The organism is Bradyrhizobium sp. (assembly GCF_049798375.1).
GTDB lineage: Bacteria > Pseudomonadota > Alphaproteobacteria > Rhizobiales > Xanthobacteraceae > Bradyrhizobium.
Window position 1 is genome coordinate 1 of the sequence record NZ_JBARGP010000410.1, and the last position, 12,332, is coordinate 12,332.

At 62.6% G+C, this 12,332-nt stretch carries 12 protein-coding genes; 5 read left to right on the top strand and 7 right to left on the bottom strand.

The window, feature by feature from the left end:
* Together WA702_RS17455 and cyoA are read right to left on the bottom strand one after the other, a co-directional pair.
* On the bottom strand, positions 1–1,109 hold a 1,109-nt coding region (locus tag WA702_RS17455; protein ID WP_425111788.1), incomplete at its 3' end, for a cbb3-type cytochrome c oxidase subunit I.
* The gene (gene cyoA, locus WA702_RS17460; protein ID WP_425111789.1) at positions 1,099–1,932 is read right to left on the bottom strand and encodes a ubiquinol oxidase subunit II; all 834 of its coding nucleotides are present in this window, start codon (positions 1,930–1,932) and stop codon (positions 1,099–1,101) included. The genes cyoA and WA702_RS17455, both read right to left, overlap by 11 nt.
* 347 nt (positions 1,933–2,279) lie before the next feature.
* On the opposite strand from cyoA, the gene WA702_RS17465 reads away from it, so the two are divergent.
* From WA702_RS17465 to WA702_RS17485, 5 genes are all read left to right on the top strand, one after another.
* A complete protein-coding gene (locus tag WA702_RS17465) occupies positions 2,280–3,080 on the top strand; it encodes an SDR family NAD(P)-dependent oxidoreductase (RefSeq protein ID WP_425111790.1) in 801 nt (266 codons plus the stop codon).
* A gap of 291 nt (positions 3,081–3,371) precedes the next feature.
* Complete coding sequence (locus WA702_RS17470) at positions 3,372–3,869, top strand: DUF305 domain-containing protein (protein ID WP_425111791.1); 498 nt, start codon at positions 3,372–3,374, stop codon at positions 3,867–3,869.
* Positions 3,870–3,878: 9 nt separating this feature from the next.
* Positions 3,879–5,336: a YncE family protein gene (locus tag WA702_RS17475; RefSeq protein ID WP_425111792.1), complete on the top strand. Its 1,458-nt coding sequence runs from the start codon at positions 3,879–3,881 to the stop codon at positions 5,334–5,336.
* A gap of 23 nt (positions 5,337–5,359) precedes the next feature.
* Positions 5,360–5,884: an RNA polymerase sigma factor gene (locus tag WA702_RS17480; RefSeq protein ID WP_425111793.1), complete on the top strand. Its 525-nt coding sequence runs from the start codon at positions 5,360–5,362 to the stop codon at positions 5,882–5,884.
* Entirely contained in the window at positions 5,881–6,651 is a 771-nt protein-coding gene (locus WA702_RS17485; RefSeq protein WP_425111794.1) for an anti-sigma factor family protein, read from the top strand. The genes WA702_RS17480 and WA702_RS17485 overlap by 4 nt, the downstream gene beginning before the upstream one ends.
* A 25-nt stretch (positions 6,652–6,676) precedes the next feature.
* On the opposite strand, the gene WA702_RS17490 is transcribed toward WA702_RS17485, so the two are convergent.
* The 5 genes from WA702_RS17490 to WA702_RS17510 form a co-directional block, all read right to left on the bottom strand.
* Positions 6,677–8,158, bottom strand: a complete 1,482-nt coding sequence (locus WA702_RS17490) for an amino acid permease (protein ID WP_425111795.1) — start codon at positions 8,156–8,158, stop codon at positions 6,677–6,679.
* A 96-nt stretch (positions 8,159–8,254) separates the two neighbouring features.
* Entirely contained in the window at positions 8,255–9,595 is a 1,341-nt protein-coding gene (locus tag WA702_RS17495) for a PQQ-dependent sugar dehydrogenase (RefSeq protein ID WP_425111796.1), read from the bottom strand.
* Between the two features lie 1,042 nt (positions 9,596–10,637).
* Positions 10,638–10,904, bottom strand: a complete 267-nt coding sequence (locus WA702_RS17500; RefSeq protein WP_425111797.1) for a hypothetical protein — start codon at positions 10,902–10,904, stop codon at positions 10,638–10,640.
* 54 nt (positions 10,905–10,958) lie between these two features.
* Entirely contained in the window at positions 10,959–11,252 is a 294-nt protein-coding gene (locus tag WA702_RS17505) for a hypothetical protein (RefSeq protein WP_425111798.1), read from the bottom strand.
* A 382-nt stretch (positions 11,253–11,634) separates the two neighbouring features.
* Positions 11,635–11,934, bottom strand: a complete 300-nt coding sequence (locus WA702_RS17510; protein WP_425111799.1) for a hypothetical protein — start codon at positions 11,932–11,934, stop codon at positions 11,635–11,637.
* Between the last annotated feature and the right edge of the window lie 398 nt (positions 11,935–12,332).

The following is a 12,332-nucleotide window of genomic DNA, read 5'->3' on the forward strand; positions in this document are numbered from 1 at the left end:
TACATCGTGAACAGCCAGTTGTAGATCTTCACGCCGGTCGGCACCGCGATGATCATGCTGGCGATGCCGAAGATCGCGTTGACCTCGGGACCGGCGCCCATGGTGAAGAAGTGATGCAGCCAGACCATGAAGGAGATGATGCAGATCGCCATGGTGGCCAGCACCATCGAGCGATAGCCGAATAGCGGCTTGCCGGAAAAGGTCGGCACCACTTCGGAGTACACCCCGAACGCCGGCAGCACCAGGATATAGACCTCCGGATGGCCCCATGCCCAGATCAGGTTCATGAACATCATGACGTTGCCGCCGCCATCATTGGTGAAGAAATGAAAGCCGAGGTAACGGTCGAGGATCAGCATGGCGAGCGTCGCGGTCAGGATCGGGAACGCGGCGATGATCAGGAGGTTGGAGGCGAGCGTGGTCCAGCAGAAGATCGGCATGCGCAACAGCGCCATGCCCTTGGTGCGCATCTTCAGCACCGTCGTCGTCAGGTTGACACCGGAGACCAACGTGCCGATGCCGGATATCTGCAGCGCCCATAGATAGTAATCGACGCCGACGCCGGGCGAATAGGTCAGCTCCGACAGCGGCGGATAAGGCAGCCACCCGGTGCGGGCGAACTCGCCGACAATGAGCGAGAGGTTGACCAGCAGCGCGCCGGTCGCGGTCAGCCAGAAGCCGACCGAATTCAGCGTCGGGAACGCAACGTCGCGCACGCCGAGTTGCAGCGGCACCACGAGGTTCATCAACCCGATCACGAACGGCATCGCCACGAAGAAGATCATGATGGTGCCGTGCGCCGAGAACACCTGGTTGTAGTGCTCCGGCGGCAGGAAGCCGTTGGAATGCAGCGCGACCGCCTGCTGGCCGCGCATCATCAGTGCGTCGGCGAAGCCGCGCAGCAGCATCAGCAAGGCGAGGAACATGTACATGACGCCGATCCGCTTGTGATCGACGCTGGTGATCCACTCGCTCCAGAGATAGGGCAGATGCCCCTTGATAACGATCCAGGCGAGCACCGCAAGAACGAGTAGAACGACGACGCCGCCGGAAATCAGTGGGATCGGCTGGTCGAACGGAATGGCAGACAGCGTAAGCTTACCGAACATTGTTCACTCCGGTCTCCGGCCGCGCTTCGCTAGTCGTCAGCTTCGGTCCCGGAGCGGGAGGAATTTGCTGGCTCGAGATCTTCCCGAACAGCTCGGGATCATCCAAGCGGTAGGTTATCGGCGTCTTCTCGATCGATTGCTCTGCAAGCTTGTTGTAGGTGTCGGTGTTCAGAACCTTGTCGCTCTTCGCCGTCGCCGCAACCCAGTCGCTGAACGCGACCTGCGACACCACATGGGTATCGAACATCATCTCGGGGAATCCGTCGCCGCTGAAATGCCCGGAGATGCCCTGGTAGGTCCCCTCCTCGTCGGCGCGCAGCTCGAGATGCGTCACCATCCCGTTCATGGTGTAGATCAGGCTGCCAAGCTGCGGAATGAAGAATGCGTTCATCACGCTGCCCGAGGTGAGCTCGAAACGCAGCGGCGCACCGGCCGGTACCGTCAGCGTGTTGACGGTGGCGATGCGCTGGTCGGGATAGATGAACAGCCACTTCCAATCCAGCGAGACCACCTGGATGCGGATCGGAATCCCGGTCCCCTGCACAGGCTTGGCAGGATCGAGATCGTGCGAACCGATCCATGCGACGCCGCCGAGCAAAATGACGGTGAGCGCCGGAATCGACCACACCACCATCTCGACCCGGCCTGAATAGGCCCAGTTCGGCCGATATTCGGCTTTGGTGTTGGACTGTCGAAACCAGAATGCGAAGGCGAAGATCGCAATGATCGTGGGGATGACGATCGCCAGCATGATCGCGATGGAGTCGATCAGAATCGTCTTCTCGGCTGCGGCGATCGGCCCCTGCGGGTCCAGAATATTCATCGTGCCATCAATCCGCGCGGTGGGCTCGCCCGCACAACGTGCGCGGACGCCGCCCGTTCCTGTCGGAGGAACTACGATCAAGGACGCATCTGGCGAAGCGATGCGCTTTTTAAATCCCGTAAGCGCTCTTACGCCGAATTGCCGCGCACGCAAAGACTACATTGCGTTGCACCAAAATCCATTCTGCCCTGCAGCGAATGCATCGCTCGCCGTCCGGATTTCATTTCCGCGTCGCGCACCGCAGTCATGGATTTGATCGACGAGTTTGGCCGCACCCTATGCATGAGCACCAAGTATGCTTCATCATGACCGACCAAAGAGCCAAAAGAGAATGCAGGGAGAGCAACGTGCGTTTAAAGAATCGGATCGCCATCGTGGTGGGTGCGGGCCAGAGCCCAGGCGAAGGCATGGGCAACGGGCGCGCCACCGCACTCACTTTCGCCCGTGAGGGCGCGTCGGTGCTCTGCGTCGACCATCACCTCGCGTCGGCGCAGGAGACGGCCGACATGATCGCTGCCAACGGCGGCACCGCCCACGCGTTCAGGGCTGATGTCACCAGCGCGGCAGACATCGCCGCCATGGTCGCTGAGGCCCGGGGACGCTGGGGCCGCGTCGATGTGCTGCACAACAATGTCGGCGTCAGCCTCGCCGGTGGCGACGCCGAATTGCTGGCACTGACCGAGGAAGCGTTCGACCGCTGCGTCGCGATCAACCTCAAGAGCTGCATCCTTGCCGCCAAGCAGGTGATTCCGATCATGCGCGAGCAGGGCGCGGGCAGCATCATCAACATCTCCTCAATGGCCGCGATCACCACCTATCCTTACGTCACCTATAAGGCGACCAAGGCGGCCATGATCGCCTTTACCGAACAACTTGCCTATCAAAATGCGCAATATGGCATTCGCGCCAACGTGATCCTGCCGGGCCTGATGAACACGCCGATGGCGGTCGACACCCGCGCCCGTGAGTTCAACAAGACGCGTGCCGAGGTCGAGGCCGAGCGTGACAGCAAGGTGCCATTGCGGAAGAAGATGGGCACGGCCTGGGACGTCGCCAACGCCGCGCTCTTCCTCGCATCTGACGAAGCGAACTTCATCACCGGCGTGACCTTGCCGGTCGATGGCGGCGCCAGCGTGCGGCGGGGCTAGACCCATACCAGCGATCGTTTGCTTCGGTACAAACGATCGTTTGGCTACAACGGCCGACCACTTCACGCCACAGTGACACGAACGTGATCGCGCTGTTGCGGCGCCGGGGATCTGCTGCGTGCGGGCGTCTTCGCCCGTGATCGTGCATGCAGGAAAACGCTGCGATCCGGCGGAATAGACGGCACTCTCACGCGTCACTACTCCAAGCAGCAAGCGAATTGTGGAGCAGGCCGACAGGTCGGCCCGCGACCGCGGTCATTCGAGAACGAACAGATCAGAACGGATGAATCCATGTGGCGACTTCCAAGACCTGGCATCGGCAAGGCGATGCTGAGTGATCTGCTTGGCACTTGCGTGCTGATCACCTGCGCCCTGCCCCTGCTCGTATTCGCGCACGATGCCAAGCCTCAGCCGGTGGCGGCCACGGCCGACGAGCGCGCATTCCTCAGCGAAAACGAGACCGCGATGAACAAGATGATGGACGGCATGGCTGCGAAGCCCACAGGCAACATCGATCGCGACTTCGTCGCGATGATGTCGCCGCATCATCAGGGCGCGATCGACATGGCCGTGATCGAGCTACGCTACGGCAAGAACGAGCAGCTTCGGCGCATCGCCCAGGAAATCATCGTCGACCAGATGCAGGAGATCGCGGCCATGAAGGTCGCGCTCGGCCAGCCCGCGGCCGACACGACACCCGCACCGACGCAGGCCAAGCCCATTTCCACCAACTCAGAAAGTCACAATGCCATGGACATGCCAATGCACATGTCCCACCCGATGAAGTAGGAGCCACGCATGACGATCTGGAAGAGCACCTTACTCGCCGGCACGATGCTCGCGCTCTGCCCCGTCGCCTGGGCCGGACAGGCCCCCGGTGCGCTGTCGACCCCCGACATTCCGGTCAGCCACCATGACCGCGTCTACGCCGCCGAGCAGTTCTCGAACACGGTCTCGGTGACAGACCCCTTCGACAACAAGCTGCTTGGCGTCATCAAGCTCGGTGACCCGCAGCCTCAGAATTTCAGTCCGCTCTATCGCGGCCAGGTGCTGGTTCACGGCATGGGCTATTCGCCCGATCACCACACGCTGGCCGTGGTCTCGATCGGCTCGAACTCGGTGACATTCATCGACACCACGACCAATGCCGTCAAGCACATCACCTATGTCGGCCGCTCGCCGCACGAGGCGTTCTTCACGCCCGACGGCCGCGAGGTCTGGGTCACGGTGCGCGGCGAGAACTACATTTCGGTGATCGACGCCAAGACCTTTGCCGAGAAGATGCGCATCACCACGCCGAACGGTCCGGGAATGCAGATATTCTCGCCCGACGGCAAGTATGGCTACATCTGCTCGTCCTTCACCCCCGAGACCGACGTGGTTTCCGTCGCTGATCACACGATCATCGCCAGGGTGAAGCAGGACAGCCCGTTCTGCCCGAACGTCGCGGCGACGCCTGACGGCAGCCAGGTCTGGTTCACGCTGAAGGACATCGGCAAAACCCAGGTGTTCAACGCCAAGCCGCCGTTCGGCCTGATCAAGACCATAGACACCGGTCCGATCACCAATCACGTCAATTTCGCCCATACGTCCAAGGGTACCTTCGCCTACATCACGATCGGCGGCCTGAATCAGGTCAAGGTTTTCCGCACCGACGACTTCTCCGAGGTCGCGACCATTCCGGTCGGCAATCTGCCGCACGGGGTGTGGCCCTCAGGCGACGGCAGCCGCATCTATGTCGGGCTGGAGAACGGCGATGCGCTGGCCGCGATCGACACCGCGACCAACAGCGTGATCGCCAACATCCCAATCGGTCAGGCCCCGCAGGCGATCGCCTATGTCCCGAACGCCGCGCCCAATCCGGATGACCGCTCCAACTTGCAGCAGCTCGGCGTCGCCGGCCGGGTTGCGCATCTGTCGCTGGCTTCGAAGACCGCCGCAAAGGATGCGGCCGTGCCGACCAGCGTCTCGCTGTTCGACCAGGGCCTGGTTCAGGTGCTGCAGGCCTCCGTCACCGGGCTCGAGCCGAAGCAGAAATACGTGCTGGCCTTGTCCGAGCAGGCCGATGGCGGTGGTCGATTGCAGCCGCTCGCTGCCTTCATGACCAATCCGGCCGGCTCCGCGATCGTCGACACCGCAGGTCCGATCCGGCAGATCGTCGACCAGCTGACCGAGGGCGAGCGCCGCTATCTCGTCATCGTCGCCGGCGACGCGACGACAATGACAGGCAACGCCGTCCAGGTCCAGGCGCCCTGATCCGACAGCGAGGCCGAGCCGTCATGGACGAGATGCTGCGCCAGGTCGAGCCGTTGATTCCGGCGCTTCGCCGTTATGCGCGGTCGCTGTTGCGCGACCGTGCAGGTGCCGACGATTTGGTGCAGGACTGCCTGGAGCGTGCCATCAGCCGCTGGTCGCAGCGGCGCGACGGAGAGGTGCGCTCCTGGCTGTTCGCGATCCTGCATAATCTGGCGATCGACCGCTTCCGAAGGGCGGCGACGCGTGGCGCGCATGTGCCGATCGACGATGCCGGCGAGAGCGATGTCAGTGAGGCCGCGGTCCAGGAGCAGAACCTCATGTATCGCGACGTGATGGTCAGGCTGGCATCCCTGCCCGAGGATCAGCGCGCCGTGCTGCTGTTGGTCGCAGTCGAGGATCTGTCCTATGCTGAGGCGGCCAAGGTGCTCGACATTCCCGTCGGCACGGTGATGTCGCGGCTGTCGCGGGCGCGCGAGCGGCTGCAGCAGGAGATCGAGGGCATCGCGCGGGCGCCGACCAGGACGGTATCGCTTCGGAGCGTGACATGAACCAACGGCCGATCACCGAGGATGATCTGCACGGCTATGTCGACCAGGCCCTGCCGCCAGAGCGGCACGCCGAGGTCGCCTCCTATCTCGACGCGCATCCGGATGTCGGCAAGCGCATCGCGGGCTTCGTCGATCAGCGGCGAATACTGCGCGCGGCGCTGGCGCCGGTCGCCGAGGAGCCGGTGCCGGCAAGGCTGAACCTGTCGCGGATGATCGAGAGCCGCAGGCGGCATGTTCCCATCCGTTGGGCGGTCGCGGCGATGCTGCTGCTCTGCATCGGCGGCGCCTTCGGCTGGGACCTGCACGGATCGCTGCAGCCGGCGCCGGGCGGGCTCGCGGCGCTGGCGCAGGAAGCTTCCGACAGCTTCAACGTCTATGCGCCGGATCACGTACGGCCGGTCGAGATGCGCGCCTCCGATCGCGCCGAGCTGGTGGAGTGGGTCTCGAGCCGGCTGCATCGCGCGGTCAAGGTGCCGGACCTCAGCCCGTCCGGCTACCGGCTGATGGGCGGGCGGCTGATCGCCACCTCGCACGGTCCGGCGGCGATGTTCATGTACGACAACGACCGCGGCAGCCGCATCGTCATGCTGACGCGGCCGATGAACAGCACTGATCAGAATGCGCCGATGACACCGCGATCGACCGGCGACGTCGCCGGCTTCAGCTGGGCCGACGGCGGCACCGGCTACAGCATCGTCGGCCAGGCGCCCGCAGACGTACTGAAGCCGCTCGCCGACGCGGTGCGCAAGCAGATCAATTCGATTTGAGCGCGGCACCTGCAAGCACCCTTCCCTACTCCGCCAGCGCGATGCGGCTGTGCCTTGCGCCGTAGCCAAAATAGATCGCGAGTCCGATGGCGAGCCACACGGCCAGCCGGAGCCAGGTATCGATCGGCAACCCAAACATCAGGAAGACCGAGCTCAGCGCGCCCAGCGGCGCGACGATCCAGATCACCGGCGCCCTGAACGGCCGGTGCAGGTTCGGCTGGGTGATGCGCAGCACCAGGGTGCCGATCGACACCACCGCGAATGCAAACAGCGTCCCGATGCTGACGAGCTCGCCGACCAGGCCAATCGGCAGGATGCCGGCAAATACCGCGACCACGGCACCCGAAATCATGGTCGCGACATAGGGCGTGTGGAAGCGCGGATGGATCCGCGCTGCTGCTTCCGGCAGCAGCCCGTCATGCGCCATGGCGCGGAAGATGCGTGGCTGGCCCAGTAGCAGAACCAGGATGACGGAGGTGAGGCCGAAGATGATGCCGAGCTTGATCAAAGGCGACAGCCAGCCGATGCCGGCGGCATCGACGCCGACCGCGATCGGATCCGGCACGTTGAGCCGGTCGAACGGCACGATGCCGGTCAGCACGAAGCCGACCGCGATATAGAGCACGGTGCAGATCGCGAGCGAGCCGAGGATGCCGATCGGCATATCGCGATTGGGGTCCTTCGCCTCCTGTGCCGCGGTCGAGACCGCGTCAAAGCCGATATAGGCAAAGAACACCACGGCCGCGCCGCGCAGCACGCCGGACCAGCCGAACACACCGATGGTCCCGGTATTGGGCGGAATGAAATCGCCTTGCGGATTGCTCGACGTCACCCAGTTGTCGGTGGTGACCTCCGGCAGTGCCAGGAAGACGAAGAGGAAGATCACCACCAGCTTGATAGCAACGATCACATTGTTGAAACGCGCGGACTCGCGGATGCCGGTCACCAGCAGCGCGCTGATCAGGATGATGATCGCGACCGCCGGCAGATTGAAGACGGCGCCGGTTGCGCTCCATCTGTGGGTCGCAGCATCGAAGGCCAGCGGCGCCGATGCAAACCGCTCGGGCACGCTGATGCCGAAATCACGCAGGAAGCTGACGACATAGCCGGACCAGCCGATCGCCACCGTGATCGCGCCGACGGCATATTCCAGGATCAGGTCCCAGCCGATGATCCAGGCGATCAGCTCGCCGAGCGTCGCATAGGCATAGGTGTAGGCGCTGCCGGAGATCGGCACCGTCGACGCCATTTCGGCGTAGCACAGGCCGGCGAAGGCGCAGGCGATCGCGCCGAGTGCAAAGGATAGCACCACTGCCGGACCGGCGCTGGCCGCCGCCGCGTGTCCGGTGAGAACGAAGATGCCGGCGCCGATGGTGGCGCCGACGCCGAGCGCCACCAGATGCAGCGCGGTCAGCGTCCGCCGCAGCGGTCGTCCCGAGCCTTCGCCCGCGCCGCTGGCTTCGCGCGTCAGCAGTTCGGTGGATTTACGCGCCCAGATGTCCGTCATGGGAGCCTCCAGCAGCCTTTGCAATCACCGGAGGACCCCACGGTTCCAGTGCAGCCGATGTTTCCTGCAAACAAAGCTGCCAAGGTGCAGTCCGAGCTAGTGACTGACCCGCCAGATCGTGCCGTTGCCGTCTTCGGAAACGAGCAGGCTGCCGTCGCGGGCGACGGTGACGCCGACCGGCCGTCCCCATACTTCGCGGTCGTTGATGACGAAGCCGGTGACGAAATCCTCGTATTCGCCCGTGGGCACGCCATCCTTGAGCCGGATGCGGACAACCTTGTAGCCGGTGCGCTTTGACCTGTTCCAGGAGCCGTGCTCTGCGGCGAAGGCGTCGCCGTGATAGTCTGATGGAAACTGGCTCGCCTCATAGAACGTCAGTCCGAGCGACGCCGAATGCGCCTGCAGCAGCACGTCCGGCACTGTGATCTTGTCCTTCAGATCGACCCGCGCGCCCTGATGGCGTGGGTCCCAGTGATCGCCGATGTAGAACCAGGGCCAGCCATAGAAGCCGCCCTGCTTTACCCGCGTCACGTAGTCCGGCACGAGGTCGTCGCCGAGCCCGTCACGCTCATTGGTCGAGCACCAGGGCGTTCCGGTCTCTGGCTGGATTGTCAGGCCGACGCAGTTGCGGATGCCGGTCGCGTAGAGCGTCTTGTTCTTGCCGTCGGGATCGAAGGCGAGCACCGCGGCGCGATCGGTCTCGTCGCCCCAGACGGCGCCGAGCGGCTGCGCGCTCGCCCACGCCTCGAGCCCGTTTGGCGGCTGTCCCATGCCCTGCGCGACGTTGCTGCCCGAGCCGACCGAGACCAGCATGCGCTTGCCGTCCTTGGTGAAGACGAGGTCGCGGGTCGAATGTCCATAGCCATGCGGCAGTTCGGCGACAACGATCTCCGGCGGCTTCGCGGCCTTCAGGTCACCCGCATGATAGGGAAAGCGCACCACGCTGCCGGTGTTGGCGACATAGATCCACTGCGGATCGCCACCGTTCGGATAGAACGCGATGCCGAACGGACGATTGAGATGCTCGGCGAAGATCTCGCTGCTGGCGGGCCTGGTGCCGTCCTCGTTCGGACGCAGCACGCGGATGCGGTTGGCGCGGGTCTCGGCAACAAAGATGTCACCGTTCGGCGCGGTGCGAAGAATGCGCGGACCACTCAAGCCGTCCGCGAACAGCGCGATCTTGAAGCCCTCCGGCACTTTCGGTGTCACGTTGTCAGGCCGCGGCACCACGCGTGAGACGTTGGCCGTGGACGGCGTGGCGCCGGGCCGCGGCAGGTCCTCGGGCCTGATCAGGCGGAGCGTGCCGGGCGCATCGCTCTGCCAATTGCCGTAGGCGTCCTTGCCCTTCAGCTCGGCGGCGGCCCCGGCGCTGGTCGCCAGACCCATGGCAGCCAAGAGCGCCGCGATCGCCGCTATCCTCATGTCGTCCTCACCCATGCCTGAGGTCCGTCAAGCACTGTCTTAGCCGACGGTTCCGATCCAGAGGATCACATCTTCGGCGAGTGACGCAAAAGATCAAGACAGCGCGCCGGGGCACCACCTGCTCGATCTCCTCGACATAGCGCCGGCGCGCGAAGGCTTCGAATTAAATGCATCGTCATCAATGCTCCTGCGATAGTACGCATCACGGGTGCGACGGAGCGCGCGATGTGGCCGCGACGGCATGACCATCATTCGCCTTCCCCAGTCATGCATGCGCCTGCGTTCTCGCGGCGCACTGCACCCGAGCTTTGTTTCGAAGATGCCGCCCTCCTGGAAGTGAGGGCGCAGGGAAGGCCGGGCGCTGGCCGCGCCCGTGGCCCGCCTGCAGAAAAAAACGCAGGCGGCAGTCACCACAGGTCTGGCCGAACACGCCCGGCCTTCCCCGCGCGATGGTGTTACGATTTATACGCGCTCTTCCCGGGGACCGGCTGTCTTGTCCCCGTCGCCTGCGATGCTGCGCCAGCATCATCGCAAAACTTGGCATCAGCACCGGGATGCCAGAACCACGCGACTTCATCGTCGCATCGAGTTGTTCGTCCGCATGACAATCATGCTGCAACCCGACGCGCCCACCGCATCCCGCACCGACGTCCGTGACGACCGCGAAGCGCCCCCTCTGTGGGACGGGATGCGCGGATCAAACCACAATTTCTGAAAAAGAGCAATAGGAATATTTTTTCAGGTTGGCTGCACAGGCAGTTCGCATTGAGACCGCACGAGAACTCGGCATTTCGGCGCAGGCGCTTGGGCTAGCGGCACTCAGAGGCTTGCGGGCTACTTCCGGCGCGCGAGCTCTGATTGGGCTTCGCGAGCAGGACATACGCGGCACAAAACGAAAGATCCGGAGCGGGCCAAATGCGAACTACTCAACCTGAGCAATTTAGGTCAGCTAACCTTCCTAGAGCAGACCTCAAAGCGGAGATACGGCAATTCGTTAATGAGTCACAGCGGAAGCGAACTCATTTCGACAACAGGGACGCATCGGCTCGCGGTCACCTCATTTGAGGACGTGCGGAAAGTATTTTTGGTCCCATTCGTCGGTCCTTAAATAGACCTTGCCCCACTCAAGCATTCGGTCGCCTTCGCGATAGGCCTTAGTGGCGACTTCCAATTCTCCGACGGGTGCAGGGCCTAGATGGAAGTGCTCATTCTCGATTGTTAGCGCTTGCAGCTTCTGGACAAGGAGGTCACGCCCTTCAGGATTGAGCCACATCTCAAACACGCCATCGGCAGCCAAATTTAACGTGATACGGGGTGGCGCCATGAGGTTTCCTTTCAGCCTGAGCGCTCGGCTGCATAAGCCCAGCATATCTACTTTTCACGCCGTCAAATGCTCAAGTTTGAATGAAGCGGCACGAGTCCGCTGTGGGTCAAACGCAGCCTTCTGGCGATCCGACGGCTTGCGTCCGGTTGTCCTCTGGAAGCAGACATCGCCATCGCCGACCGGAAAGGTCGCCTTTGGGCCAATAGGCGACATCACAGGCTCGGGGTATAAAGATGGGCTCGCAACTGAGACGAGGCAGCCGATGTCACGAAACATCGTTTTATACTGGGCGGTCTTGAGCTGGGTCGCCTGTGCGGCCTCAATGCTAGCGATGATGTATTTCAACATACGCGCGGGCCTGAATCGTACTCCAGGACCTGCACGCCACTGGCTCGTGAGAGTCAATTCGTTCAACGCCGTTTACTTCCCGGACGAACTGTCGCCAATCGGACTCGCGCTTCGAGCTAAGTTCATTAGAGCGGCACAGGTGCTGCTGGTTTCTGCAGTCTGTTTTGGAGCAACCCGTTTGATCGCATTCGTGACCGGCAACTAGGACAAGCTGTCGGTTCTAGTAGCCATCGACAGACTTCCGCTTCGGGTCATTCGCGTCGATTTGGCCGCACGTCGGCCATTTCGGTTTACCCCCTGAAAGCCGACATGAGGACAGGCGCTCGATTACGTCGGTATGGGCCAGAAGGCGTCATGGTCTTTGGGCAATCGTACGATAGCGTTAGGCGTCCTTCGATGCTTGCGTGGCAACTGTCCGCTGCCGCCGATCATTCTCTTCATCGGCGAGACGGGCTCGCTCCCGCAACGGCAGCATGCGCCGCCAAATCACCCGCGCAATGATCCAACCTACAATGCCGACAGGCAGCAGCGCGTACATTCGCGGTGGCAGTGGTATCGGCAGAATCGCGACGATGAAGATGGCCGCTAACTGCCATCCGCTGGCAGGCTTGGTGTTGGGCGCAATGATTCTTTTAAGTGATGCAAGAGTCATGGTCATCGCTCGGTCGAATGCTTTCATCATACCCGAACGTCCAAACGATTGAGAGATGGTTTAAACTTAAACTTGCTTTTGATGTTTTGCCAGTCCGCTTCGGGTCACAAGCGGCCTTGTCGCCAATGAGCGCGCTGGGTCCGCTCTACCTCTGAAACCGGACATTCAGAGCCCTCAGGCGATCTTCGGCTATGGGCCACGAGCAGACAAGATGCGACCGTTAACGAATACGAAAGGGCCGCTCGCGCAGAGTAAATCAAAGGTAGATCCGTGACGCGATTGGCAATTTTTGGTATTGTCGGGCCGTTCGTTGGCTTCTTGGTGCTTATTGGCCTGGGCGGCGGCTTTCGGAGTCATGCCATTCAGGCATTTTTCATTGTATTATCCTTCGCCATGATCGCGGGCTTTGTGCCTGCAGTGTTGACCGG

Excerpts from the sequence above, each read along its gene's own strand:
- cyoA (WP_425111789.1), bottom strand. The coding sequence starts at position 1,932 with ATGAATATTCTGGACCCGCAGGGGCCGATCGCCGCAGCCGAGAAGACG.
- WA702_RS17470 (WP_425111791.1), top strand. The coding sequence starts at position 3,372 with ATGTGGCGACTTCCAAGACCTGGCATCGGCAAGGCGATGCTGAGTGAT.
- WA702_RS17475 (WP_425111792.1), top strand. The coding sequence starts at position 3,879 with ATGACGATCTGGAAGAGCACCTTACTCGCCGGCACGATGCTCGCGCTC.
- WA702_RS17480 (WP_425111793.1), top strand. The coding sequence starts at position 5,360 with ATGGACGAGATGCTGCGCCAGGTCGAGCCGTTGATTCCGGCGCTTCGC.
- WA702_RS17485 (WP_425111794.1), top strand. The coding sequence starts at position 5,881 with ATGAACCAACGGCCGATCACCGAGGATGATCTGCACGGCTATGTCGAC.
- WA702_RS17490 (WP_425111795.1), bottom strand. The coding sequence starts at position 8,158 with ATGACGGACATCTGGGCGCGTAAATCCACCGAACTGCTGACGCGCGAA.
- WA702_RS17495 (WP_425111796.1), bottom strand. The coding sequence starts at position 9,595 with ATGGGTGAGGACGACATGAGGATAGCGGCGATCGCGGCGCTCTTGGCT.
- WA702_RS17500 (WP_425111797.1), bottom strand. The coding sequence starts at position 10,904 with ATGGCGCCACCCCGTATCACGTTAAATTTGGCTGCCGATGGCGTGTTT.
- WA702_RS17505 (WP_425111798.1), bottom strand. The coding sequence starts at position 11,252 with ATGTTGAAATACATCATCGCTAGCATTGAGGCCGCACAGGCGACCCAG.
- WA702_RS17510 (WP_425111799.1), bottom strand. The coding sequence starts at position 11,934 with ATGATGAAAGCATTCGACCGAGCGATGACCATGACTCTTGCATCACTT.